General features: G+C 59.3%; 2 protein-coding genes. Both read right to left on the bottom strand.

All coding sequences use genetic code 11. The features are described from left to right. Positions 1 to 102 precede the first annotated feature (102 nt). Positions 103 to 489, bottom strand: a complete 387-nt coding sequence (locus JKL45_RS29650; RefSeq protein ID WP_201865358.1) for a type II toxin-antitoxin system VapC family toxin — start codon at positions 487 to 489, stop codon at positions 103 to 105. Continuing rightward, a complete protein-coding gene (locus JKL45_RS29645; protein ID WP_201865356.1) occupies positions 486 to 731 on the bottom strand; it encodes a type II toxin-antitoxin system Phd/YefM family antitoxin in 246 nt (81 codons plus the stop codon). The genes JKL45_RS29650 and JKL45_RS29645 overlap by 4 nt, the downstream gene beginning before the upstream one ends. Positions 732 to 875: the final 144 nt, after the last annotated feature.

Raw genomic sequence — 875 nt, 5'->3', positions numbered from 1 at the left:
AGCGATGGCGTTTGTAGCTGACGGACTCGATCATGCCAGCCCATCTACACCGCTCGACCTCATGTCCGGGTTAACGTGACAACGCCCAAGAGGGGAGGGGAGTTAGATTTTCCGGATCGGTCCCGCATACTGGGCGACGATTGCGTCGGCTGTGAGCAACGTGATCCCCTCGATCATGGCTTGTGCGATCAGGATGCGATCAAAGGGATCCTTGTGGATCGCCGGCAATCCGACAATGGCCACGGCATGTTCGCTGACCACCGGCAGTTCACTGTAGCCGTTATCCAGCAAACCGCGCCGCAAGACCCGGGCGTCCGCGGCAAAGTCGCTTCGACCGAGACTGCTCTTGATGGAGACTTCCCACAGGCTCGCCGCGCTGAAGAACAGTTCATTGTCGGGCGCCTCGATCAGGCGGAGGGCTTCGTCAGACAGCTTATCCGGTTCGCCCGCGGCCCAGAGAAGCACGTGAGTATCGAGGAGAAGCTTCATGACTGGCCGCTAAAGAGCGCGTCGATGACCTCGTCGCCCATGCGGTCGAAATCGGCGGGGACCTGCACTTGGCCAGACAGGAACCCGACCCGCTTGACCTGAGCGGCTTCGGGAGCACTCAGCGGCACGACCTTGACCAAGGGCTTGCCTGCTTTGGCGATGACGAAGCTTTCGCCCTTGGCCGCCCGCTCGACCAGACGCGAGAGATGGGTCTTCGCGTGGTGAATGTTTACCGTATCCATATCCGCACCGTAGAACTTAGTTTATTGAGCTTAGTCTAACTGTGCAGGCGCTGTCACGCAACCCTAACTGTTTGGTAGCGGAACGTTGTTGGGACCAGGTGCGTTGCGCGATTGAGGAGTACACTTGGCGCTTTGAGAGACTGC

It is taken from the genome of Microvirga soli (assembly GCF_016734765.1).
Classification (GTDB): domain Bacteria; phylum Pseudomonadota; class Alphaproteobacteria; order Rhizobiales; family Beijerinckiaceae; genus Microvirga; species Microvirga soli.
The sequence above is the reverse complement of the archived record's forward strand: the minus strand, read 5'-3'. Positions and strand labels throughout refer to the sequence as shown.

Excerpts from the sequence above, each read along its gene's own strand:
- JKL45_RS29650 (WP_201865358.1), bottom strand. The coding sequence starts at position 489 with ATGAAGCTTCTCCTCGATACTCACGTGCTTCTCTGGGCCGCGGGCGAA.
- JKL45_RS29645 (WP_201865356.1), bottom strand. The coding sequence starts at position 731 with ATGGATACGGTAAACATTCACCACGCGAAGACCCATCTCTCGCGTCTG.